Genomic DNA, 24,450 nt, shown 5'->3' with positions numbered 1-24,450 from the left:
TAAATCTCTTTTGAACGCCATCTAATACTCGGGAGGCGTTTCAGGCAATCGAAGTCTGACCTCTGTGCCTTGACAAGGCTCGCTTTTCATCTCAAAGGATGCCGCTTGACCATAGTGCATGGTAAGGCGGTAGTAAAGATTTTTGAGTCCAACGCTATCCCCCATCTCATCGCCTTCATAAAGCGAACGGAGTAGCTCATTGAGACGCTCTTCGGACATACCTACGCCATTATCCTTGATCGTGCAATGCAAATAACCATCCGCTCGTCGAATCGAGATCTCGATGCGCCCCGGGTCTTTCATCTGTTCAATTCCGTGTATGCTTGCGTTTTCTACCAGCGTTTGGAGCATCATTTTTGGAATTTTGCACATATGGGCGGACTCGTCGACATGTAGCTCGTATTCGAGCTTTTCGCCAAAACGATAGACCTGAATCTCCAGAAAACACAATACCAGATCCATCTCCTCCTTGATCGACACCCAATCCTGATTCCACTGCAACGATTTGCGGAAAATTTTGGCCATATTATGAATAATGCGAGCCGTCTCCGTCTCCTCCTTCATCAGGCTGCGGGTACGAATCGTGTTAAGCGCATTGAACAAAAAGTGCGGATTGATCTGGCTCTGCAACGCATGAAGCTGCGCTCGATTACGCTTCAGCTCCAGATCCTTCTTCTGAATATCCGCGACATAGACGTCGTCGATCAACGTGCCGATCTGTCTCGTCATTCGATTAAACTCGCTTGTCAGCTGGCCGATTTCATCGCGGTAGTTGCCGTGCGCGACCGTTTCGAACGAACCGTGCTTCACTTGCTTGACGTGACGGACCAGACGGACCAGACGCGTGCTTAGCGAGCGAGTGATCCAGATGATGACGAGCGTTGTCGCGAGCAGATTGGAGATCGCCAGATAGAGCACAAACGATTTTGATTTGCTGACCTCCTCCAATACCGAATGCTCCTCAACCGCCAGCATAATCGACCAGTTGCTCAGGTTGTTAATCCCGGCGTCATGCTCGAAGGTGATCACATCGTCTGCCAGCAAAGAAGCTTCAAAAGCGACCGGTTCGGAGATCCAATCCAGGTCGCTTCGGTTCGTATATTGGATAACGCCCTTCTCGTCGAGCAGGTACACATCGCCGTCAAGCGTTGCCGATCCAACCGCTTGTCGTATAGCATCCTGATGGAGATCGATTTTGACGATTTTGGTCCATCGCTCGAAGTTGCCCAAGTAGTTCAGCTTTCGAATAATACTATAATTATTCTCTTTGCCGAACGCGCCTTGCTCAAGATGACGGAACATGATCATCTGGCCCATAACCTCTAGCCTCCGGTACCACCCCGTCTGTTCGACCGCATCCGTGATCGGCAGCACATAACCACCGCCGATAATCGTAGGATTGTCGGTATACAGCCGGATCTGCTTGATGGAGCTGTAGGCCGGGCTGTACTTATTGAGGATCCAGAATACGTTCGTATTGTAGCTGTCCACATACTCATTGTCCGTAATGTATTGACGCTCCAGACTTTCATTCAGGAAGTAATCGGTGTTGAGCACTTCAGAAATGCCAACCGCAATCTCAAACTGATCCCGCAAGTCGTTGGCAACCTTCTCGGCCGTCAGCGCGAGGTCTTGCATCCGTTGCGCCTTGACATTATTAGTAATCACTTGGTAAAAGATAACGTTGGTCAGTACGATTGGGATAAGGACGCATAGGAAATAGATAAGCAGCATTTTATCGCGGAGCTTGATGTGATGTAGACTTAGTTTTATCATCCGTAGTCCCCTGCTTTAGGTTTTGGCGTGAAGTTCGTTGCGATATTCACTAGGCGTCTTCTGGACGACTTTTTCGAATTGGGTTACAAAATAATCCGAATTGCTGAAGCCGACCTGGTCGGCTATCTCATAAATGCGAAGCTCAGTCTGCCGCAATAGCCGCTTGGCCTCGCGCATCCGAATATGCAACAGAAAGTCGTTGAAATACATCCCTTGCGTCTTCTTGAACAGCTGTCCTAAATAGACGGGGTTCATATAAAACTGGGCGGCAATCGACTTGAGACTAATCGATTCGTTGTAGTGCGCTTCGATGTATTGGCGGATCTTTTGAATATTGCCTTTGCCGTTTGCTTTGCGGAGCTCGCCAATCAGACGAATGCTTTCTTTGACGAATTGCATGACCATCACCCGCAAACCGTCGAGCGTCACCAACGATTGGGACCACTCGTTGATCGCGTGAAACGAAGGCAGCTCTCGAACATTGCCTTGCATCGCCTCGATGATGCGCGCCACCCCGTACAGCAATCTCGAGACGGCACGGCTGACTGCCGATTCGGAGAAGTGCTGCTCCCGGAATTGCACATAAAGCTGATCTAGCAGGTCGAATGCCTTGTTTTCCTCCTGCTCCTCGATCGCTTCCATCAGCCGACTGAACAACGTATCCTCCAGATCGCTATATTGCAGTTGGACCGACTGCAGCTCTTCATAGATAAAAGGCTGCAATTCAGGCACCGCATATTTGTAAGCGCGCAGTTGAAGGGTGCTGCGGTACGAATCATGAAGCTCGCAAACGTCGCGCGCGACTTGTCCTGCATACAGATAGACATGTGTTCCGAAGGCTGCGATCAAACGGTCGTAAAAATCGCGAAGAAACCCGCCCCAGCTACCGCGCCCGCGAAATTCCATCGAAGGGTCTGCCGCTAGCAGCGAGTAGATGCCGGACTGGCGTTTATGAATGTAGCGTTCCCCTGGACCATACAATCGGTTGATCGTCTCGAGAAGGTTTTCAGGCTGACTGACGGTTCCCGGCACCAGATCACAGTTGTTGAATTCGATCTCCACGTAACGCATCTTACGGCCCCGCAGCTGCAGCGCCTCCTCCGCTTCGCCCGTCATGCTTAACGGCATCCGGCCGTTGATCATTTGTTCGAAATAAAACTGAATCTGCGCCCGACTGCGCTCGGCCTGCTCTTCTCGCCGTTTGCTCAAGACTACGTTAAGCTTGGCCAGCAACTGCTCCATCTCTTCTTCGTCGATTGGCTTCAGTATAAAATCCTCTACCCCAAAGCGCACTGCTTGCTGGGCATAGCTAAAATCGTTGTAGCCGCTAATGATGACGAATATAGGCTTCAGCGTTGTCTGTTCCTTTACGGCTTGTATCAGCTGCAGTCCATCCAGCTCGGGCATCCGAATATCGGTCACCACAAGATCCGGCGCAGTCTGCTCTATAATATGTAGTGCCTCTTCGCCATTGGCGGCTTCGGCGATAATATCGAATCCATGCTTGCTCCAATCGGTAAATTGCTTTAACCCCTGTCTGGCATAGATTTCATCATCGACCAGGACGACTTTAAACATAGGCTGCCCCTCCTTGCATTGGTAACCGCTTTCAATAATTATACCTTACTTTAAGACTCATTTGACTTTCAGATGTTTAGCTTTTGCTTAGTTAATTTTACACCTTTCCCCAAACTGCTGATTCCGACCATGCAAGCATAGACGGATTACTTCAACTATACTACACTTGTCTAAATTGAAACCAGCAAGCGTCGCTCGCAACAAGAAAAAACCATGCTTTGACCGGTTGTCACATATCGGCAACGGCAGGTACGATGAGAGCGAAAGCAACAACATGCGAAGGAGGAAACAGGTATGAAGGAAATACAACACGTATCGAGGCAGTTGGATTACAACCTGGCGCCAGAAGGCTACGATCTTCCATTAACGGATCAGCCACAAGGCAAGCTGGAGACGGTAAGCTATCCATCCTCGACAGTGGGAACAACTCGTCAAGCAGTTGTGTATACCCCGCCTGACTATGAGTCGGGACAGCCCTGTTCTGTGTTGTACTTGCTGCATGGCATCGGCGGCACCGAACGGGAGTGGCCGGATCAAGGAAGCCCTCAGGCGATTTTTGATAACTTGTATGCGGGGGGCAAGCTGGAGCGGATGATCGTCGTCATGCCAAACGGTCGGGCGATGAGGGATGATCGGGCAGTCGGAGATATTTTTGATCCGGAGCGCGTACAGGCCTTCTCGACCTTCGAGCAGGATTTGTTAGACGACTTGATTCCTTATGTCGAGTCGAATTACAAGGTACGGACCGACCGAGAGCATCGGGCCATTGCCGGACTGTCGATGGGCGGTGGCCAATCGTTGAACTTCGGGCTGCGGCATCTGGACCGCTTCGCATGGGTAGGCGCCTTCTCACCTGCTCCTAACACATACGAGCCTGAAGTACTGGCGCCTGCTCCTGCTAGGCTGAAAGACGAGCTGTCTTTGCTCTGGATATCTTGCGGTGTAGACGACGAGCTCAAGTACATTAGCAACCGCACGCATCATTACTTGGCCGCACAACAGGTGCCGCATATATGGGTCGAAGAGATCGGCGGCCATGATTTCACCGTCTGGAAACGCGATTTATACCACTTCTCACAGCTTTTATTTTCCTGAAAAGCACAAGCGCCGCAACACGCTGGATATCCCCAGGCGTTGCGGCGTTTGATTGACAGCTCACCTTTGCAATGGCTGTCCGTCCTAACCCTTTCACGACACCTTGTGCTCAATTCTCAGCTTGTCCGCGACCATCGCAATGAACTCCGAGTTGGTCGGTTTCGACTTGCTGATGTTGATCGTGTAGCCGAACAGGTGACTGATGCTGTCGATGTTGCCGCGCGTCCAGGCGACCTCAATCGCATGACGGATCGCACGCTCGACACGGGATGGCGTCGTCTTGAATTTCTCAGCAATCGCGGGGTAGAGCGTTTTTGTAATGGCCCCCAAAATTTCGATATTGTTGTACACCATCGTAATGGCTTCACGGAGGTACTGGTATCCTTTAATATGCGCAGGTACGCCAATTTCATGTATGATGCTCGTAATATTCGCGTCCAGATTTTTGCCTTTGGCGAGCGGCACAACATTGGACTTGGGCATGCTGCTCGTTGTAAAACTTGAACTGGACGTAACGGAGGTGTGACCGACGAGCTGACGAATCCGGTTGGCGAGAATTTCCATATCGAACGGTTTCAAAATATAGTAGGAGGCGCCGAGTTGCACCGCTTTTTGCGTAATATTCTCCTGACCAAATGCAGTCAGCATAATAATTTTCGGCATTGACTGGAGGTTCATCTCACGCAGCCGCTCCAGTACACCCAGACCATCTAAATGAGGCATGATGATATCCAGAATCAGGACATCCGGAACATTGTTCATTTCTTCCAGATGGCGCAGTACTTCTTCACCGTTATAGGCGATACCAGTTACAACCATGTCATTTTGCTCAGAAATATATTCTGAAAGCAAATTCGTAAATTCCCGATTGTCATCCGCCAAAAGTACTTCAACTTTTTGCAATGGTGGGTCCTCCCTTTGAAATCTAATTTCCTACTGGATGGAGCAAGCTCGCAGAAGGTCTACTGAACGTCCATTCGACGGAAGCCACTTCTGCTCGTACTACACGTTTTCGACATCCGTTAGCGATTTCCTTCTGTCGAAAATTATTTTTCTTTATTTTTTTTTTGCAATGCTTTATAATTAATATTTTGTTCCATGAGTCGTGCTTTTTCGTTGACTTTCTTTTTTTTTCGACAAATTCGCTGGCTCCACAAAAAAATAACTCAAGGCGGGCATTAGCTCGCCTTGAGTTTGGAAGCGGACGGGCTGAGTAGCACACCCGCGTCCTGTAGCATCCATTCGATAAAACAACCATATCCCGATGAAGGATCATTAACAAATACATGCGTCACAGCGCCAATCAGCTTGCCGTTTTGAAGAATGGGGCTGCCCGACATCCCTTGTACGATTCCCCCGGTTTTTTCGATCAACGCTTTGTCCACCACTTTAATAACCATGCCTTTCGTGGCCGGTGACTGCTGTTTGGATACATGAGACACTTCAATCTTAAATCGTTCAACTTTTTGTCCGTCTAGCACAGTCAAGATCTCGGCCGATCCCTCCTGCACCTCTTCCGCGAATGCAATCGGCACAGGCTTGGTATCATAACTATGAGAAGGTAATTCGGTCATCTGACCAAAGATGCCAAACGCTGTATTGCGTTTTACATTGCCGAGCACCTTGCTGTTCTTCAGGAAATGTGCCCGCTTCTCGCCTGGTTCGCCATTTTGGCTTTTGTTGATCGAGGTAACATTGGACTGAACAATCTCGCCGTCGCCGACTTCAATCGGGGATTGGGTATCCATGTCGGTAATAACATGTCCCAGCGCGCCGTATACGCCTTGATCCGGCGCGTAAAAGGTCAAAGTGCCAACACCAGCAGCAGAGTCGCGTATATAGAGTCCGAGCCGCCAGGCTTGATCCTCTACATCAAACACGGGCATCAGTTGCTTGTTCAGCGTCTGACCTTTACGCTTGATGACAAGCTCAAGCGGCTTTCCGTGTTTGCCAGCTTTTTTGACCATGTCGGCCACTTTGGCTACCTCGTTCAAATGTACGCCATTTACCTTGACGATCAGATCGCCGACTTCGATTCCGGCTGCTTCGCCGGGCGATAACTTGTGGGTGGAGGCCGTCACCTGATGATGACCGACGACCATGATTCCCGCGGATTTGACCTTGACGCCGATCGTCTGACCGCCGGGAATGACCTTAAGATCGGGAACGACATTGACCTTAACGGTTTTGAAGGGAATCGTACCGAATAATTTCAGGGTCATCTCGGTTTCGCCGCTCCCGTAAGGCTCCAGTGCGAGCGGGCGATTAAGATTGACCTGGACGGATCGGTTCGTCGATCCATTGACGCGTACCACCTCGGGATCCACCGTCAGCTGCGCGTGTACCGGCATTGCATAATCCAGTTGCTTGGATTGACCGGCAAACATGCGAAGTTCATTCGGAAAGGATGCGAAGTGTTGAAACGGGGAGGAAAGCCCGATCAGGCAAACGATGATTGCCAATGCCAAACCGAACCATCGCTTTCGTTGACTGGAGTTCAATGCGTTCACGCTCCCTATGGTTCCATCGCATGACGATGTCGACACCGTCAATGGCGTACCTATAAGGTAACCCCGCCAACCCCCTTTTATGTCCCACAAAACATTCCCGAAATGGCTGTGCTACGCCCCTTTGCGACGACTCGCGAGATCCAGCATTTCCTGCGCATGATGCCGCGTCTTCTCGGTTACTTCGACGCCACCAAGCATGCGTGCAAGCTCCTCGATACGCCGAAAGACCTGCAGCTCTGTAACCGACGTGGAGGTACGCTCCGCAATGATGTTTTTGCAGATCTCGTAATGATGGTCAGCCATGCACGCGACCTGCGGCAAATGCGTAATCGAAAACACTTGGCAGCGCTTGGAAAGGTCGGACATTTTCTCGGCAATCGCTTGAGCCGCCCGTCCGCTCACCCCGGTATCGACCTCGTCAAATACGAGCACCGGCACAAGGTCAATCCCGGCGAAAATCGCCTTCAAAGCAAGCATAATCCGCGACATCTCGCCACCGGAGGCAATTTTGTTGAGCGGCTTAAGCGGCTCGCCCGGATTAGGCGCAATCATGAACACTGCTTCGTCTGCGCCCTGCGCCGTCAGACGCACCGTCTCGCCGTCTCGCAGCTGATCCAGATGCACGCGAAAGGTCGTCCGCTCCATCTGGAGATGCTTCAGCTCGCTTTCGATCGCCTCGGCCAGACGAACCGCTGCATGTCGGCGCAGTCCAGACAGTGCAAGCGCTTGAGACATCGCAGCGTCATAGGCGGCTTGCTCTTCTGCACGAAGCTGCTGGCAATATTCATCACGGTTTTCCAGCTTATCCGCTGTCGAGGAGATCCGCTCCAGATAAGCCAGAATATCCGGTATCGTCTCCCCATACTTGCGCTTCAAGCTATGGATTAAATCGAGCCGCTCTTCAATATAGGCAAGCCGCTCCGGGTCGGCTTCGATGCCGTCACGGTAACCGCGCAGTTGGAACGCCGCATCCTCAGCCTGATAATACGCGGACTGTAGCTGCTCGACGAGCGGGTCCAGCACGGCATGGTCGTAAGCCCGGATATCCTCCAGCCTGGCCAATGCAGCCCCAAGCTTCTCCAAACCGCCTGCAGCCTGCAATAAGGAATACGCTTCCGAGGCATAATCCAGCCGTTTCTCGGCATGCGCCAGCCGGCGCTTCTCCTCGATAAGCGCTTCATCCTCGCCGATGACGAGGGAAGCCGCCGAGATCTCTTCGATTTGGAAACGGTACAGATCCAACATCTGCATATTCTGGCGGGCGCTATCCTCCAGCTCCCTTAGCTTGGTGCGGATCTGCTGATGCTTGCGGTAAGCGACCTGGTAAAGCCGCTTCTTCTCCATGAGAGGTATGCCCGCGTACAGATCCAGCCACTCCAGATGCTTTTCGGTTTTGATCAGCGACTGATGCTCATGCTGACCATGCAGATTGATGAGACATTCCCCGACCTCGCGAAGCATCGTTAAATTGACGAGTTGGCCATTGATTCGACTTACGCTTTTACCCTGAGTGGATATTTCCCTGCGGATGACCAGCATCTCCTGCGGGTCGGCTGTGACTCCGAGTCTGGATAATACAGACCATACCGGATGAGTATCCGAGAGGTCGAACATCGCTTCGATCTCCGCTTTGTCGCAGCCATGGCGCACCATATCTGCCGCCCCTCGGCCGCCTGCGACTAATCCGAGCGCGTCGATCAGGATGGACTTGCCGGCTCCCGTTTCGCCTGTGAGCACATGAAAGCCTTGATGGAAACCAACTGTCACCTGTTCGATCACCGCCAGATTGCGGATGGATAATTCTCGAAGCATAGTTAACCTCTCCTTTACTTATTTTTCAGCAATTGTCCCTTAACTTTCATTCGCATTCATAAACGATAGCAGACGCTCGACAACCTCGCTGCTATGCTCCGTCTTCCGGCAGATGATGAGGATCGTGTCATCGCCGCATATCGTCCCCATGATTTCTTCCCATTCCAAATTGTCGATCAGCGATCCAAAGGCATTGGCCGTGCCGGGCAAGCTCTTCATAACGACCAGATGATCGGTATAGTCGATATGGACGAAATGGTCGAGCAGCGCTCGCTTCAGCTTGTGGATCGGATTGATGCGATGCTCCTGCGGAATCGCATATTTATAGCCTCCTGCATCGGTGGGAACCTTGATCAGCTGCAATTCCTTAATATCCCTCGATACGGTCGCCTGAGTCACCTGCAGACCGCTGCTCCGCAGCATGTCCACCAGCGTTTCCTGCGTCTCGATGTCATGCTTGGCGATCAATTCCTTAATCTTGATCTGTCGAAAGCCTTTCATGAGCATCCCCCCTTCTGTCATTCATTCACATGAAAGGTAATTGTACGAATCTGATTATTCTTCGCATCGACGTACAATATACCTGCGCTGTGGGGAACCAGCAAGGAATAGACCAGCAATCGGTCGCGAACGCCGCTGCCTGTCCAATCCATCGGCATGCGCTCTCTGGCTGTCTTGACCAAAAACAGTTCGCCGCGCTTCTCCGCGACATAGTCAATATAAAGTCTGCTGCTCAGCATCTCCCCGTCCAGTCCGACGCCGATCGGGATCCGATGCCTGGCGGAAGTGACGCTATAGCCCGCCTCCTCCAACAGCTGTACATGACGATCCGCTCCATCCGGCTCCTCACCGTTGTCGAGCAGGATGAGCCGATTCGTCACCGGTTCGTGGAGCCAGACGTAAAATCGCTTATAGACCCATATTAGAAAGAGTGCTCCGACGACGAACATAATAAACCAGTCAGCCATTCCCCACCGCCTCTTTTTTGAGCAAGTTTAAAAATGAAGCAAACCAATTTTTTTAAACTTGCTCATTTGTGAATGGATGTACCATACACTTCGCTACGGGCGGATGAAATTCCTGTTACACAGTTTACGAACACTTGTTTGCTTCGATATTAGTGTACCAAATTGTTGTCCGTCTGGCTATACCCAAAACAAAAAAATTATGATTAATGTCAAGCTGCCAGGTGAGGACTACTTTTATCAGCACTGCCGTGATGTCCCTAACCAAAACAAAAACGATGCAACATTTTCTGTCGCATCGCTCGTATAGCAGCTATCGCTTGGTCTTGCCTGCCGCAAAGGTCACTCCCGCCTCTCGGACGATCTGTGCAATCTGCTCCTGATCGATCTCGGAGACCTCTTGGCCAGGCCGCCAGAGCCAGTAGGCCAGAAATTCGATGTTGCCCTCTCCGCCCGTAATCGGAGAAAAAGTCAGGCCTTGCAGTGCAAAGCCCAGCTCGGCAGCAAAGCTAAGCACGTGTCGCAGCACATCTTCATGTACTGCGGGGTCCCGCACGACGCCCTGCTTGCCTACCTTCTCCCGCCCCGCCTCGAACTGCGGCTTGATGAGCGCCATCACGCCCGCTCCGCTGGCGATCAATCCCGCCAGAGCAGGCAGAATGATACGCAGCGAGATAAACGAAACATCAATCGTCGCAAACCCTGGCGCAGGTCCCTTCAGATCCTCGGGCTGCATATAACGAAAGTTGGTGCGCTCCATGACGCACACTCGCTCATCCTGCCGCAGCGACCAGTCGAGCTGATTGTAGCCGACATCGATCGCATACACATAGGAGGCTCCATTCTGGAGCGCGCAGTCCGTAAACCCGCCAGTGGATGCGCCGATGTCCAGCATCGTCGCACCGGTCAGGTCGATCCCGAAGTGCTTGAGCGCCTTTTCCAGCTTGAGCCCGCCTCGACTAACGTAAGGGTGAAGGGCGCCCTTTACGGTAATGGAAGCCGAGCGAGGCACCTTGGTGCCGCTCTTCTCGATCCGCTCGCCGTCGACCAGCACCAGACCGGCCATCAGCGCCGCTTTCGCCTTTTCGCGGCTATCATAAAATCCCTGCTCCACGAGCAGCAGATCAATCCGTTCCTTGATCGTGCGTTCAGTCGTCATGTCTCTCTCCCAAATCCTAGCTTACTGAGTCGATACGCTCTTGTGCTGACGAGGCAGCAGCTTGATCAGTTCCGCCGCGACACGCTCTCCTGTCAACCCGCAGTCTCTGCGTTGCTCCTTAATGGAGCCATGCTCGATGAAGGCGTCCGGGATACCGACGATGCGGACAGGCACATCATGGATGTCCTGTTCCGAATAGAACTCTAAGATCGCACTGCCAAGTCCGCCCTGCTGCGAACCTTCCTCAAGCACGACGATACGCTGTCCTTCGGCCGCCAACTGACGCAGCATCTCGGCATCGAGCGGCTTGATAAAGCGCGCATTGACGATGCGGATGCCGAGACCGTCGCGCTTCAGCAGCTCGGCTGCCTCCTCCGCCACTTGAAGCATCGGACCGATAGCGACGATCACGGCCGAATCGCCCTCGCGGACGACATCCCAGGTACCGATCGGGATCGGCTTCATCTCCGCTTCGATCTCAACGCCGGTGCCGTTGATCCGCGGGTAGCGCACCGCAATCGGTCCGCCGTCGTAAGCAAGCGCGGTCTTCATCATATGCCGCAGCTCATTTTCGTCCTTGGGCATCATCAGCACCAGATTCGGGATGTGTCGGAGGAAGGCGATGTCATAGACGCCATGATGCGTCTCGCCATCCGCGCCGACGAAGCCTGCGCGGTCGATCGCGAAGACAACATTCAGATTTTGCCGGCAAATATCGTGCACGACTTGATCATATGCCCGTTGCAGGAACGTCGAGTAGACGGCAAATACCGGCTTCATTCCTTCGAGCGCCAACGCTGCCGACATCGTCGCCGCATGCTGCTCGGCAATGCCTACATCGATCATCCGCCCCGGGAAACGATCCGCGAACTTCAGCAGGCCGGACCCGCCCGGCATCGCAGGCGTCACCGCGATAATCCGGTCATCCTGCTCGGCCAGCTCGATCAGGGCGTCCCCGAACACTTGCGTGTACATCGGCGGTCCGACCGCCTTGAGCACTTGACCCGACTCGATCTTGTACGGCGATATGCCATGCCACGTATGCGAGTCGGCCTCGGCTGGCTTATAGCCCTTGCCCTTGGTCGTCAGGACATGCAGCAGCACAGGGCCATTGACATTGTTCGCTTGGAGGAACGCTTCCTCCAGCTTTTGCAGGTCGTGACCGTCCACCGGGCCTAGATACGTCAAGCCGAACTCCTCGAACAATACGCCGGATACGACCATGTATTTGAGGCTGTCCTTGACGCGCTCCGCCGTCTTGGCCAGCTTGCCGCCGATCGCCGGAATTTTGTTGAGCAGATACTGCAGCTCATCCTTGGCTTTTTTGTACGTCTTGTCGGATCGGATCTTGCCGAGATAGTTGTGGATAGCTCCGACATTGGGCGCGATTGACATCTCGTTGTCGTTGAGCACGACGATGAGCTGACGCTTCTCGTGGCCGATATGATTGAGCGCCTCCAGCGCCATCCCGCCCGTCAGCGCGCCGTCGCCGATAACCGCGATGACCTTATGGTCCTCGCCCTTCAGATCGCGCGCCATCGCCATGCCGATCGCAGCCGACAATGAGGTGCTGCTATGTCCGGCTTCCCACACGTCATGCTCGCTTTCCGAGCGCTTGACGAAGCCGCACAGCCCCTTGTATTGGCGCAACGTGTCGAATCGATCCATCCGGCCGGTCAACATCTTGTGCACATACGATTGATGGCCGACGTCGAAAATAAACTTGTCCTTGGGACTATTATACAAATAGTGCATGGCAAGCGTCAGCTCGACGACGCCCAGATTGGGCGCCAGATGGCCGCCGGTCGCAGACAGCTTCTCGATCAGGAACTGTCGGATTTCCTGTGCCAGCTCCTCAAGGTCGCTCAGCGACAGCGCTTTAAGATCTTTCGGTTCTTTTATTTGTTCCAGCAGCACGTGTTTGCCTCGCTTTCCTGGACTGATAACACTTCATGTCCATGAACGTCTGACTTTTTCCGCTATTATAGCACAATTCTATAATAAACCCAATTGCGCTCCAGAAAACGACACTAATGATCGCGCCGCATCAAATAATCGGCGATCTCGATCAGACGTTCAGGCTCGCGCAGGTCGGCTCTGGCAAGGCTCGCCTTCGCTTCCTCGGTAAGCCGCTCGACCAAGGCCTGACTCTCTTCCAGCCCAATCAGATAAGGATACGTTACTTTGCTCTGGGCGACATCGCTGTTCGTCTTCTTGCCGAGCTTTTGCTCATCGCCGACCAGATCGAGGATATCATCCTGGATCTGGAATGCCAGCCCAAGCTTGCGGCCGAACTCCGCCATCGCCTCCAGCTGCTCCGGCCCCGCGCCGCCTACCCGCCCTCCGGCCAGCAGCGTAAAGGTGACCAGGTCGCTGGTCTTGTGCAGATGGATATACTCCAGCTCCTCCAATGAAGTGACACCCTGCTCGCCGAGAATATCCGCCGCCTGGCCACCTACCATCCCGCAAGCGCCGGATAGCCGTGCCAGATCGCTCGTAATCGCAAGCGCCGTCTCCGCCGACACCAGCTCGTGCTCGGCGGCCTTCGTTATGCAATAGAACGCATGCGTCAGCAGCGCATCGCCCGCCAGCACCGCCATCGCCTCGCCGAATACGATATGATTGGTCGGCTTGCCGCGGCGCACCGCGTCATCGTCCATCGCCGGCAGGTCGTCATGCACGAGCGAATACGTATGGATCAGTTCAATCGCGCAGGCGACCGGCATCGCTGCCCGCTCCACTTCCTCAAGTCCTCGGGTTGCCCGGGCAGCCGCCAGAACGAGGATCGGACGGAGCCGTTTGCCACCAGCTGTAATCGAGTACATCATCGATTCGCGCAGCTTGCCCGGGATATCCCACTCGTCCGGGAGGATGCGCTGCAGCGCTTCGTCAATCCGTGCCGCTTGCCTTTCGATATAGCTTTCGATCGTCATCGCAGTTTCACGCCTCTTCCCCTCTAATCTCGTGCGCCTCGGCGAACGGCTGACGCTGCACGCCGTCCGCTGTCTCGATTAACGCTTCGATTCGGCGCTCGACCTGCTCCAGCTTGCTGCCGCAAAGCTGCGAAAGCTTCATCCCGTCCTGGAACAGCTCGATCGCCGTCTCCAGCGGCACATCTCCATTTTCCAGCCGGGCGACGATCGTCTCCAACTGCTCCATCGCTTCCTCGAAGCTAACCGACTTGTCATTCGTTTCCATCGCGTTCTTCCGCTCCTCTCATCGACCATACATGACACTCCAACTGCCCGTCCGACAGATTCACTTGCACCAGATCGCCGGGTTGGACATCATTGATCGAACGAATCAATCGCTGCTGCTTCTCGTCATAGACGAGACTGTAGCCGCGTCCCATCACCTTGAGCGGACTGAGCGCGTCCAGCCCGCGGATCAGTCCGTGCAACTGCATACGCTGCATCCGTACTTGGCCTGCGACGCTCTGCTCCAGCTGCCGCTGCAGCGTCGCCAGCCGACGTCGGGCATAGGTTGCCTGGACGCCGGGATGCTGACCAGCCAAACGGGCGCGGGCGCGTCCGAGCCGCTCTCCGGCAGCCGCTAGCCGCCGCGCCGTACGCTGCTGCAGTTGCTCCCGCAGCCGGTCTAGCCGTTCGGCAGGCTCCAGCAAGTATCGCCGCGGGTGGACGAACAGCGGCGACCTTTGCAAGCGTCTAAGCCGCTGCTTCTCCTGTTCCAGCTTGCTGCGCAGCGACTGCTGTAGCCGTTGGCGGAGCCGCTGGAGCTGCTGCCGCAGCTCCGCCTGATGCGGCACCGCCAGCTCGGCAGCTGCCGTCGGCGTCGCGGCCCGCAGATCCGCGACGAAGTCGGCGATCGTGTAGTCCGTCTCGTGACCGACCGCCGAGATGACCGGGATCGCCGAAGCTGAGATGGCGCGAGCTACGCTCTCTTCATTGAAGGCCCAGAGCTCCTCCAGGGAGCCGCCGCCCCGCCCGACGATCAGCACATCGGCTTCGCCGAGACGGTTCATCAGCTCGATCGCCCTTACGATCGAGGGGGCCGCCCCCTTGCCCTGGACGAGCACCGGAGCGACCAGTACAGGGATGAGCGGATAACGTCGCTCCAGCGTCGTCAGGATGTCCCGCACCGCCGCGCCGGTAGGCGAAGTGATGACGCCGATTGCGCGCGGAAACAACGGCAGCGACCGCTTCCGGCCGCTGTCGAACATCCCTTCGCCCTCCAGCTTCTGCTTCAACTGCTCGAAGGCGAGATAGAGGCTGCCGAGCCCGTCCGGCTGCATCTGTATCGCATAAAATTGATAATTGCCATCCCGCTCGTAGACCGAGATATTGCCGCGCGCCATCACCTTCATCCCCTCTTTCGGGATAAAGGGAAGGCGTTGATTATGAGAGCTGAACATAATGCATTTTAATCGGCTGTCCTTGTCCTTCAAGGTGAAGTACATATGGCCGCTGGAGTGATGCGTAAAGTTGCTGATCTCTCCGCGCAGCCAGATGTCGGAGAGCAGCTTGTCCGATTCCAGCTTCATCCGGATGTATCGATTCAGCTCCTTGATCGAATAGATGCGCGGTTGCTCCGCCATCCGATCAGTCTCCGATGCCATTCAGGCGCTTTGCGGCCTTCAGCGTGTTGCCCAGCAACATCGTAATCGTCATCGGTCCGACGCCGCCCGGTACCGGCGTGATCAGCCCCGCTGTGTCGAGCACATCCTCATAATCGACGTCCCCTGCCAGCTTGCCGGTGTCGAGCCGGTTGATGCCAACGTCGATCACTGTAGCCCCAGGCTTAATATACGACTTGTCGATTGCCTTGGCCTTGCCGATCGCGACGACGAGGATATCGGCGCTGCGAGCGATCTCCGCCATGTTGGCCGTCCGCGAGTGGCAGATCGTCACCGTCGCATGCTCGCGCAGGAGCAACATCGCTACCGGCTTGCCGACGATATTGCTGCGCCCGATGACGACAGCGTGCTTGCCCGCGATCTCCACGCCAGAGCGCTTCAGCAGCTCGATGCAGCCGGCCGGCGTGCATGGGAGCAGGCTGTCGTCGCCGATCATCAGATTGCCGGTGCTCATCGGGTGAAAGCCGTCGACATCCTTCTCGACCGCGATCGCGTCGATGACCGCCTTCTCGTCGATATGCCTAGGTAGCGGCAGCTGCACCAGGATGCCATGGATCGTCGTCTGGCGGTTCAGACGGTCGATCAACGCCAGCAGGTCCTCCTGCGTCGTATCCTCCGGCAGCCGGTGTACCTCCGAGTACAGTCCGAGCTCCTGACAGGCTTTGTCCTTGCTCGAAACGTAGACGCGCGATGCCGGATCTTCCCCGACGAGCACGACGGCGAGGCCAGGCGTGATGCCGTGACCGTGCAGCCGCTGCACCTCCTGTCGGATTTCCTCGCGGATCGCTGCCGATATCTCTTTGCCTTCAATTCGTTGTGCGCTCATAACCAGACTCCTCTCTTATCGTTAAGTTGCAGATGCGTCTTCGGAACGGGATTTTAGCTGATCGAGGGCGCCCAGCAGCTTGCCCAGCACGCCATTGACGAATTTGCCCGACTCGTCCGTGCCGAAGTGCTTGGCCAGCTCGATCGCTTCGTTGAGCGCCGCCTTGGGCGGCACATCGTCGCGGTAGACCATTTCATAACAAGCGAGCCGCAGCACTTGACGGTCGACGCGCGAGAGACGGTCGACCTGCCAGCCCGTCAGGAATTGCTGCAGCATATCGTCGATGCTTTGACGCTGCTCGATGACTCCGCTCACCAACTCGCGTACATAAGCGTCGATTTTGGCCATCTCGCCCCGGTCCGCACCGAGCTCATTGTCTTCCTGCGCCGCTTCCTCCACCAGCATGTCCACAGCATCAGCAGCATTCACGTCATTCATTTCCATCTGGTACAGTCCCTGTACCGCTATTTCACGAGCCAGTCTTCGTTTCATGGAACCTCCTTGATTGATACGTTTTGTCCTGATCCTGATGTCCCCAGAATCCCAAAAAACCTATGACTTCCTCCCGCTGGCGGCCGGCTTGACCGGACGTCCTTCGCCTTAGACGAACGAAAGGAGGAAATCACAGGATTTATTTGAACCAGCGCCAGCGGTCGGTGAGCCAGTCCGTTATCCGTCCCCAGGGGATCATGGGAGGAGCCGCCTCGTCCTTCTGCTTGCCAAAAAAATAACCGATCCACAGCAGCAACGCAACGAACAGCATATCCCAGAATCCTGCGATCAGATAGATCATCCCCAAAAATACCGCAAGCGTCATGCCTGCGATACGTCCCCGATATTGCAGCCAATATTCCCTCCACATCGGATTCGTCACCTCTATTCCACACGACTCTTGAACGTCTGGGTCTGGATGATGTTAGCGACGAACACCGTAACATCGGCCACGGGAATGCCAGTGACCTCCTCGACATGGTTCTTGACTGCGCGTTGAATGTCCTCGGTCAACACAGGGATCGAGCTCTCGCCATCGACGACAGCGCGCAGCATGATGATTAGCCCCGCTTCAGCCACCCGGATGCGAGCCTTCAGATCCTTGACGCCGCGCTGCTTGCCTGCGGCCTTGAGCGCCAGATTCTCCACGGTCTCCATCGAGATGCGGATATCGCCGAACTCGGTGCGCTGGTCGATCGAAGGGGCAGCGGCGTTGCCGCGCTTGACAGAGACGTAGAAGAAACGAAGGCTGATCAGCAGGAGGGCGACCGCAACAGCGATGATGGTCACCATCAGCCACAGCTTGCCGCTATACAGCTCGCGCACCCATAGATTGGTCGTCGCCTGCGGGATCCACCGGGCGGCGAGCGCCACGATGACGACTGATAATGCGCCGATGATAAGACTGTAGATAAATAAGAGAAGCCTGTCCACTATTTTAATCAATCGTCTGGCCTCCTTTGGCGCTTGACGCATGAACTGCGATTTCAAACAAAATCCCCCCTGTGCCGAGCTGGCAAGCCCTTCACGAGGGGGGTCCGAAATGTCATCGTAACTACTTCAGCCGATTGACGGCCGTGTCCTCGTCCTCCAGCTTTTCGGCTGCCTTGAAATGGACGTCATGGATATGAACGTTCACTTCAACAACGAGCAATCCGGTCATCGTCTCGATCGAGCGCTTGACGCTTTGCTGGATCTCCGAAGCGATATCAGGAATCCGATTGCCATACTCCACAATAATGGAGACGTCGATCGCCGCTTCGCGTTGTCCTACCTCGACCTTGACGCCCTTGGAGAGGTTTTTGCGGCCAAGCAACTCGGCGATTCCGCCCGCGAAGCCTCCGCTCATGCCAGCGACGCCAGGCACCTCGATCGTAGCGAGGCCAGCGATCACTTCTATGACTTCAGGCGCGATCTGAATCGTTCCCATATCCGTTTTCTCGTAATCCGCAGCAATTGTGCTCATTTGCATTGTACACCTCCCATAAAATGCGGAACCGTCTATCGCTTCCGCAAGAGCTTATCCGCTTCTTATTCTCTATACTATACCATTTGCCAAGAATTATGACAAACGCGATCAAATGGCGCAGACAAGGTCTGACGCCCGGTACGATAGCTAGTTCAAGTCATGCTCCTCAAGGAATTTGATATCGAAATTACCTTGAATGACCTTGGGGTGATTTAGCAGCTTGAGATGGAAAGGAATCGTCGTCCGGATGCCTTCGATCGCAAATTCGGACAAGGCCCGCTTCATCGTCGCAAAGGCTTCCTCGCGCGTCGCCCCCCAGACGATCAGCTTGGCGATCATCGAATCGTAATGCGGCGAGATCACATAGCCGGGATACGCGCCGCTGTCGACCCGCACTCCTGGGCCGCCCGGAGGCAGGTAGAAGCCGATCTGGCCCGGAGAAGGCATAAAGTTGCGCTCCGAGTCCTCCGCGTTGATCCGGCATTCGATCGACCAGCCGTTGATCTGCACATCCTCCTGACGGAAGGAGAGCGGCTTGCCCTCGGCAACGGAGATCATCTCCTTGATCAGATCGATGCCCGTGATCATCTCGGTGACCGGGTGCTCGACCTGAATCCGGGTGTTCATCTCCATAAAATAAAAATTGCCGTCCGGGCCAAGCAAAAACTCCAGTGTCCCGGCGCCCGAATAATCGACGGCGAGCGCAGCGCGCACCGCCGCCTGTCCCATCCGCTCGCGCAGCTCCGGCGAGAGCACCGGACACGGAGCTTCCTCGATCAGCTTCTGCCGGCGACGCTGGATCGAGCAGTCTCGCTCGAACAGATGAACCGCGTTGCCATGCTTGTCGGCGATGATCTGGATCTCCACATGCTTCATGCCGGTCAGATATTTCTCCAGATAGACGCCGGCGTTGCCGAAGTTTTTCTCGGCCTCTTGCTGCGCCATCGTGATCTGCTGGACGAGCGAAGCCTCGTCCTCAGCGATCCGGATCCCCTTGCCCCCGCCGCCTGCGGTAGCCTTGATGATGACCGGATACCCGATATCGCGAGCGATCGCGACCGCGTCGTCGACGTCCTCGATCAGGCCGTCGGAGCCGGGGATGATCGGCACGTCGGCCTCCTTCATCGTCTGTTTGGCGACCGACTTGTCGCCCATCCGGCTGATCGCGTCAGGCGATGGTCCGATGAAGGCGATGTTGCACGAATCGCAGATCTCGGCGAAGTTCGCGTTCTCCGCCAGGAAGCCGTATCCGGGATGAATGGCGTCGCATTCCGTCAAGGTCGCGACGCTCATAATGTTGGTCAGATTGAGATAACTGTCTTTGGAAGCCGTCGGACCGATGCAGTAAGCTTCGTCCGCCAGTCGGACATGCAGCGAGTCGCGGTCCGCTTCCGAGTATACCGCTACGGTGCCGATGCCCATCTCGCGGCAAGCGCGAATGATGCGAACCGCAATCTCGCCGCGGTTGGCGATCAATATTTTTTGAAATTCCACCCGTCGAACTCCTTTCGAAAAGAGACTTCGTTACTCCGGCTTGACCAGGAACAGCGGCTGACCGTACTCGACGAGCTGGCCGTTCTCTACCAGGATCTCCACAATCTCTCCGCGGACCTCGGCTTCAAGCTCGTTCATCAGCTTCATCGCTTCGAGGATGCACACGACAGTCTTCTCGCCGACGCGATCGCCGACCTGAACATAGACAGGGTTTTCCGGCGAGGAGGCGCGATAGAAGGTGCCTACCATCGGCGAGACGATTTTGTGCAGGTTATCGACCGGCGTTGGGGCCGGAACGGCTGCAGGCGAGGACAACTGCTCGGCCGGAGCGGCTCCCGTCTGTGGAGCAGTCGGCGCAATGCCCGGTTGTGTATATGTATGCGTTATCGGCGCGCTTTGAATATTGACCACTTCGGTTTTGCCCGGTTTGCGGATCAACAGGCGGGCGCCTTCGTTTTCGAGCTCGAGCTCTTGGACGGAAGTCTGATCGACCAGCTTGATCAGCTCTTTGATTTCGCTCAGTTTGAACATCGTATCATTCACTCCTTAACAGTTGTGAAGCACAGAATCGAACATAACGTAAGTATTATATCACAACCGATTTTGAGAAACGAGTCATAATTTCCCCTCCATTGCGCGGTTTTGCGACGCATATCGCCACTTGGCCAAAAAACATTCCCGACCGGGCTGCGGCAGCCCGGTCGGGATGAACTCGTTTAAGCGTTCTTTTGGTGCCGTCATTTACTGCACAAACTGCACGGTAACCTGCTCCGGCGACACATTCAAGGCGCGCATGACTTTGTCGAGGATGCCGGCAGCCTGACCGCGCTCCAGGTTTTCGCTCTGGACGACGACCTTGTATTTATCCGCCTCCGGCGTAATCGCCACCTTGTTGAACTCGCTGCCCAGTTCCTCCTCCAGACCGCTGATCTTCTCGTCGACCTCCTGGATGGTATCGAGCTGCGCAATCGCCTCGGAGGCGTCCTCGGGGTCCTGGCTCATGTCGGTGACGATGCCGTAGAGACGATCGACCTCGGAGCTCAGCTGCTCGGCCCGCAAGTACTGCTGTTGCGTGAAGTAATCGCTGCTGATCGCCTGCTGCTCTTTCAGGATGTTCAGCACTTCCTGGTCCGCCTCGCTGGTCGGCTCCGCGTTGTCCTTGCCGCCAATGTGCTCATCCTCAGTGACGATGATCTCCTCGGTGAGACCAGGCATCCCGGCGCTGGTTGCCTCCGTGGCGCCCTCTCCGAGCACGACATCGGTGATGCCCTTGGCGTCTGTGATATCTTGCGGCGTTGCGTCTTCCGTGAACAGATAGTAGGCCGAGAGAATGACCATCAGCGACAGCATCGAGACCAACCAGATCGTCTGACGTTTCGTATTCATCGATTATCAACCTTCCTTTTATATGAGTTTTATGTTCCCTGCATTTTATCAATCAAGGCTGCTTGCTCGGCACCACAGAGATGCGGTGAGCAGGCACCTGGAATCCTTTTTGCACCGCATCGAGCAGCAGGCTCCGCACCGTCTGGTCCTCGGCGCCGCGGGCGACGATGAGGATGCCGCGGATGCGCGGCTTGATCGTCTTCGTCACGAACGGCCGCTTCTCGCCCGCCACCTCGTACAGTACGATTTGCCCGTCGGTTGTCGTCGAGGCGACATGGCGCTTGCCGCCGTTTTTGTCCGTCTCGTCCGAGAGCTGCTCCGACTCCTTGATGTTGCGCTGCACGACCGCTTCCTCGGTCGACTCCACGGTCACCAGCACATCGACCGAGCCGACGCCGACGATCTTCTCCAGGATTTCCTTGAGCCGCTGCTCGAGCGGACGCTCGATCGCTGCGAAGATCGAGTCTGGCTCATCGTCGGAGGCGCCGAATGCCGGGCTGGGCGACGTATCTTCCGCCTTTGGCTGATCGACGACAGGCGCGACGTCCTCGAAGTGGATGAATGACTGGGCGATCATCAGTCCGATCCCGAGGCAGCCGAGCAACAACAGCCAGCGCACCGTTCGGACCCGCTTCGGCCCGGAAGGCCCCCCTCCTACCCATGCCTCGATCTGATCCAGCCATTTGGCCATGCGTGCCCCTCCTTCCAGCCTTCGTTTATTCTCCGTCCGCCTGCAGCACCTCCACCCGCTCGGCAGCCACGCCCCAGCCATCCTGCAGGATCGTCCTGATCGCCGTCTGCCAGCGCGGCGCCGCTTCGCGGCTCGTTTGCTCCTCAGACAACAAGGGCGTGCCGACCGGCGTGCTGACGGACTCGCCCAGCCATACGTCGATAGCGATCGGCTCGATCGGCTCGCCGCTGCCCGACTTGCCGCTGTCGGTGCTTGCCCGATCAGACGATCGTGCCACGAGCGTGACCCGGACCGTCTCGATCCGCCAGTAGCCGTCCCGCTCGGCAGCGAGCGTCACTGCCACCTCCGGCGCCGGGATGCCGCTGCGGCGAGCGATCTCCTCGGCCATCTCGGCGCCGACCTTGGCTGCGGCGAGCTGCGCCACTTGCTCCTGCTGCCGCTCCCGCAATCCGTCGGCCTGGCGCTGGACCTCTGCCAGCGACTCGCTGCCATCCGCTAGCTGGCGATTCGCGGTGCTTTGCCAGTCGCGGATGCTCGCCTCGAGCCGGGTCCCCAGCTCGCCCTGCAGCAGCGTCAGGATCGGCGAGAGCAGCGCCAGCAGGATGAACAGCCCGAGCACCAGCCGGACGTAGCGCTGATAGGCGTTGCTTGGCAACAGCAGCTCGACGATGCCGGCCAGCAGGACGATCGCGATGATCTGCCTTAGCCACTCCACCAGCCAAGCCATCATGCCTCACCTCCGATAGACTGCCATCACCTGGCCATGATCGCCGCGTTGCCTGCCGTGAGGATGATCGTCACAGCGAGGAAAAACATCAGGCTGACCGCAGCGAGAGCGGCGAACACATAAATCATCGACTTGCCGATCGTCTGCAAGCAGACGATAATCGGGCTCTCGCCGAGTGGCTGCAGGATCGCGGCGGAGACATTGTAGATAAGCGCCAGCGTCAGGATCTTCACTGCAGGGAAGACGCAGAGCAGCAGCAGGATGACGACGCCGGCGATGCCGACGGCGTGCTTGAGCAGCAGCGAGGCCGACATCACGGTGTCGGTCGCGTCGGAGAACATCCGTCCAACCACCGGGACAAAGTTGCCTGTAAGGAACTTGGCCGTCTTGATGGCCGCGCCGTCCGTGACCGCCCCGGTTGCGCCGCGTACCGAGATGACGCCGAGGAACACCGTGAGCAGCACCCCCAGCAGCCCGACGCTGAGGTTGCGCAGCAGATCGGCGAGCTGGGTCACCTTGTAGCGGTCGGACAGACTGCTGGCGATATGCAGCACAGCCGAGAAGAACAGCAGCGGGAAGACAACCGTGTAGATAACCGTGCCTACCGTATGGATCATGAAGATAATCAGCGGATGCATCACCGACACCGTCACGATGCTGCCCATCGAAGCCAGCAAGGTCAGCAACAGCGGGATCATCGCCATCATAAAGTCGATCATCGAGCTAATCGCATCCCGTGCGTAGCCGATCGCGACATGGAAGCTGTTGATCGCCAGGATGATCATCACCATGTAAGCGACAGCATAAGCCACCTTGCTCACCGAGCGCCGCTCGAAGGCTGTCTGCAGCGTCTCCAGCATCATGCTGAATACGGTCAGCAGCACGATCGTTACGAGCAGCTTGCCGTTGTAGAGCACCTCATGCAGCAGATAGCGCAGCAGGCCGCCTGCGACCGTAGCCAGCTTCAGCCCCTCGCCCCCCGGGAGGATCATCTCGACGAAGCTGGGTAGCCGCTCTTCGGGGAAATCCCCGCCGTACTCCGACATCAGCAGGCTCCAGTACCGCTCCACCTCGCTCATATCGAGCTGCTCGGCGGTATCGCGCGCCAGCTGCTGCGGACTCGCGGCTCCATCGGCCGGTGCGGCGTACGCGCCGGCAGCAGGCAACAGCAGCAGCAGGAGCAGCAACAGCGCAAGTGTGGCAATCCACCGTTTCATAGCTTCAGCTCCCCGCCGGCAGCAAGTTCAGGACCGTCTCGACGATCACGCTGATGATCGGCACCGCCATCGCCAGGATGAGCACCTTGCCGGCAAATTCAATCTTGGACGCAATGCTCTCCTGACCGGCGTCGCGCACGATCTGGGCGCCGAACTCGGCGATGTAGGCGATGCCGATGATTTTCAGGATCGTCTCCAAGTAGATGGTCGGCACGCCCGAGCGGCTGGCCAAGTCCTGCAGCACCCGGATGATGATATCGATCTTGCCGATCAGGAACAAGAATAGATAGATGCCAGTAAAGGCGGCGAGTACAAAGGCAAACATCGGCTTCTGCTCCTTGACGACGACGATCAACAGCGTGGCGATAAGGCCGACCCCGACGATCTGCACCATGTCCATAACGCTCACCCACCAAGGCTGAAGACCGCCACTGCCGCGTCGGCCCCCGCATTCATTGAAACAGGAAAATATCCTTAATCTCCTGGAACAGATCGTTCAGCATGCGAACGACCATAAACAGCACAACCACAAAACCGATCAACGTTACCCAATGAGCCATATCTTCCTTGCCCATCTGCTTGAGCACAGTATGGATCATCGCGATGATGATGCCGATACCTGCGATTTGAAATATTGCGCTGACATCCATGTTCATCTGT

Annotated in this window: 26 protein-coding genes; 1 reads left to right on the top strand and 25 read right to left on the bottom strand. The window is 55.9% G+C overall.

The genetic code is table 11. The annotated features are described in order from the left end of the window. Positions 1-21: 21 nt before the first annotated feature. Both PA598K_RS04600 and PA598K_RS04595 read right to left on the bottom strand, forming a co-directional pair. Positions 22-1,776, bottom strand: a complete 1,755-nt coding sequence (locus PA598K_RS04600) for a sensor histidine kinase (protein WP_128655791.1) — start codon at positions 1,774-1,776, stop codon at positions 22-24. 15 nt (positions 1,777-1,791) lie between these two features. Continuing rightward, on the bottom strand, positions 1,792-3,354 hold the full coding sequence (locus PA598K_RS04595) for a response regulator transcription factor (protein WP_128655789.1): 1,563 nt from the start codon (positions 3,352-3,354) through the stop codon (positions 1,792-1,794). Positions 3,355-3,648: 294 nt separating this feature from the next. Here PA598K_RS04595 and PA598K_RS04590 point away from each other — a divergent pair, with 294 nt between their 5' ends. Next, the gene (locus PA598K_RS04590; protein ID WP_128655787.1) at positions 3,649-4,449 is read left to right on the top strand and encodes an alpha/beta hydrolase; all 801 of its coding nucleotides are present in this window, start codon (positions 3,649-3,651) and stop codon (positions 4,447-4,449) included. A gap of 93 nt (positions 4,450-4,542) precedes the next feature. Here the strand turns inward: PA598K_RS04590 and spo0A are convergent, their stop codons facing one another. The 23 genes from spo0A to spoIIIAC form a co-directional block, all read right to left on the bottom strand. Further along, positions 4,543-5,352 carry a sporulation transcription factor Spo0A gene (gene spo0A / locus PA598K_RS04585; RefSeq protein ID WP_128655786.1) on the bottom strand — a complete coding sequence of 270 codons (810 nt, stop codon included), beginning with the start codon at positions 5,350-5,352 and terminating at the stop codon, positions 4,543-4,545. Positions 5,353-5,627: 275 nt separating this feature from the next. Beyond that, on the bottom strand, positions 5,628-6,950 hold the full coding sequence (spoIVB, locus tag PA598K_RS04580) for a SpoIVB peptidase (RefSeq protein ID WP_185601557.1): 1,323 nt from the start codon (positions 6,948-6,950) through the stop codon (positions 5,628-5,630). 120 nt (positions 6,951-7,070) lie between these two features. Further along, a complete protein-coding gene (gene recN / locus PA598K_RS04575; protein ID WP_128655783.1) occupies positions 7,071-8,771 on the bottom strand; it encodes a DNA repair protein RecN in 1,701 nt (566 codons plus the stop codon). 39 nt (positions 8,772-8,810) lie between these two features. Continuing rightward, positions 8,811-9,272 carry a transcriptional regulator AhrC/ArgR gene (ahrC, locus tag PA598K_RS04570; protein WP_128655781.1) on the bottom strand — a complete coding sequence of 154 codons (462 nt, stop codon included), beginning with the start codon at positions 9,270-9,272 and terminating at the stop codon, positions 8,811-8,813. A 17-nt stretch (positions 9,273-9,289) separates the two neighbouring features. Next, positions 9,290-9,739 (bottom strand): hypothetical protein, encoded by a 450-nt coding sequence (locus PA598K_RS04565; protein WP_128655780.1) that lies wholly within the window; start codon positions 9,737-9,739, stop codon positions 9,290-9,292. A gap of 310 nt (positions 9,740-10,049) precedes the next feature. After that, on the bottom strand, positions 10,050-10,895 hold the full coding sequence (locus PA598K_RS04560; RefSeq protein ID WP_128655778.1) for a TlyA family RNA methyltransferase: 846 nt from the start codon (positions 10,893-10,895) through the stop codon (positions 10,050-10,052). A gap of 21 nt (positions 10,896-10,916) precedes the next feature. After that, the gene (gene dxs / locus PA598K_RS04555; RefSeq protein WP_128655776.1) at positions 10,917-12,812 is read right to left on the bottom strand and encodes a 1-deoxy-D-xylulose-5-phosphate synthase; all 1,896 of its coding nucleotides are present in this window, start codon (positions 12,810-12,812) and stop codon (positions 10,917-10,919) included. Between the two features lie 113 nt (positions 12,813-12,925). Then, positions 12,926-13,828 carry a polyprenyl synthetase family protein gene (locus tag PA598K_RS04550; protein WP_128655774.1) on the bottom strand — a complete coding sequence of 301 codons (903 nt, stop codon included), beginning with the start codon at positions 13,826-13,828 and terminating at the stop codon, positions 12,926-12,928. 7 nt (positions 13,829-13,835) lie between these two features. After that, entirely contained in the window at positions 13,836-14,093 is a 258-nt protein-coding gene (xseB, locus tag PA598K_RS04545; protein ID WP_128655772.1) for an exodeoxyribonuclease VII small subunit, read from the bottom strand. Then, on the bottom strand, positions 14,080-15,450 hold the full coding sequence (xseA, locus tag PA598K_RS04540; RefSeq protein ID WP_185601554.1) for an exodeoxyribonuclease VII large subunit: 1,371 nt from the start codon (positions 15,448-15,450) through the stop codon (positions 14,080-14,082). Before xseA ends, xseB begins: the two co-directional genes overlap by 14 nt. Before the next feature lie 4 nt (positions 15,451-15,454). Continuing rightward, the gene (gene folD / locus PA598K_RS04535) at positions 15,455-16,315 is read right to left on the bottom strand and encodes a bifunctional methylenetetrahydrofolate dehydrogenase/methenyltetrahydrofolate cyclohydrolase FolD (protein WP_128655768.1); all 861 of its coding nucleotides are present in this window, start codon (positions 16,313-16,315) and stop codon (positions 15,455-15,457) included. Between the two features lie 21 nt (positions 16,316-16,336). Then, complete coding sequence (gene nusB / locus PA598K_RS04530) at positions 16,337-16,807, bottom strand: transcription antitermination factor NusB (protein WP_128655766.1); 471 nt, start codon at positions 16,805-16,807, stop codon at positions 16,337-16,339. Between the two features lie 139 nt (positions 16,808-16,946). Continuing rightward, positions 16,947-17,177 carry a DUF2273 domain-containing protein gene (locus PA598K_RS04525; protein WP_128655764.1) on the bottom strand — a complete coding sequence of 77 codons (231 nt, stop codon included), beginning with the start codon at positions 17,175-17,177 and terminating at the stop codon, positions 16,947-16,949. A 14-nt stretch (positions 17,178-17,191) separates the two neighbouring features. Next, complete coding sequence (gene amaP, locus PA598K_RS04520; RefSeq protein WP_128655762.1) at positions 17,192-17,752, bottom strand: alkaline shock response membrane anchor protein AmaP; 561 nt, start codon at positions 17,750-17,752, stop codon at positions 17,192-17,194. A gap of 109 nt (positions 17,753-17,861) precedes the next feature. Next, positions 17,862-18,272 (bottom strand): Asp23/Gls24 family envelope stress response protein, encoded by a 411-nt coding sequence (locus tag PA598K_RS04515; RefSeq protein ID WP_128655760.1) that lies wholly within the window; start codon positions 18,270-18,272, stop codon positions 17,862-17,864. A gap of 150 nt (positions 18,273-18,422) precedes the next feature. Then, positions 18,423-19,769 carry an acetyl-CoA carboxylase biotin carboxylase subunit gene (accC, locus tag PA598K_RS04510; RefSeq protein ID WP_128655758.1) on the bottom strand — a complete coding sequence of 449 codons (1,347 nt, stop codon included), beginning with the start codon at positions 19,767-19,769 and terminating at the stop codon, positions 18,423-18,425. 30 nt (positions 19,770-19,799) lie between these two features. After that, on the bottom strand, positions 19,800-20,300 hold the full coding sequence (gene accB, locus PA598K_RS04505) for an acetyl-CoA carboxylase biotin carboxyl carrier protein (RefSeq protein ID WP_128655756.1): 501 nt from the start codon (positions 20,298-20,300) through the stop codon (positions 19,800-19,802). 210 nt (positions 20,301-20,510) lie between these two features. Next, entirely contained in the window at positions 20,511-21,155 is a 645-nt protein-coding gene (locus PA598K_RS04500; RefSeq protein WP_128655754.1) for a SpoIIIAH-like family protein, read from the bottom strand. Positions 21,156-21,207: 52 nt separating this feature from the next. Beyond that, complete coding sequence (gene spoIIIAG / locus PA598K_RS04495; protein WP_128655752.1) at positions 21,208-21,846, bottom strand: stage III sporulation protein AG; 639 nt, start codon at positions 21,844-21,846, stop codon at positions 21,208-21,210. A 25-nt stretch (positions 21,847-21,871) separates the two neighbouring features. Continuing rightward, positions 21,872-22,576 (bottom strand): stage III sporulation protein AF, encoded by a 705-nt coding sequence (gene spoIIIAF / locus PA598K_RS04490; protein WP_128655750.1) that lies wholly within the window; start codon positions 22,574-22,576, stop codon positions 21,872-21,874. 23 nt (positions 22,577-22,599) lie between these two features. Next, a complete protein-coding gene (spoIIIAE, locus tag PA598K_RS04485; protein ID WP_128655748.1) occupies positions 22,600-23,790 on the bottom strand; it encodes a stage III sporulation protein AE in 1,191 nt (396 codons plus the stop codon). 4 nt (positions 23,791-23,794) lie between these two features. Then, on the bottom strand, positions 23,795-24,190 hold the full coding sequence (spoIIIAD, locus tag PA598K_RS04480) for a stage III sporulation protein AD (RefSeq protein ID WP_128655746.1): 396 nt from the start codon (positions 24,188-24,190) through the stop codon (positions 23,795-23,797). Between the two features lie 52 nt (positions 24,191-24,242). After that, the gene (gene spoIIIAC / locus PA598K_RS04475) at positions 24,243-24,446 is read right to left on the bottom strand and encodes a stage III sporulation protein AC (RefSeq protein WP_128655744.1); all 204 of its coding nucleotides are present in this window, start codon (positions 24,444-24,446) and stop codon (positions 24,243-24,245) included. Between the last annotated feature and the right edge of the window lie 4 nt (positions 24,447-24,450).

The organism is Paenibacillus sp. 598K (assembly GCF_003851045.1).
Lineage (GTDB): Bacteria > Bacillota > Bacilli > Paenibacillales > Paenibacillaceae > Paenibacillus_D.
This window is presented reverse-complemented; position numbering and strand designations above follow the sequence as displayed.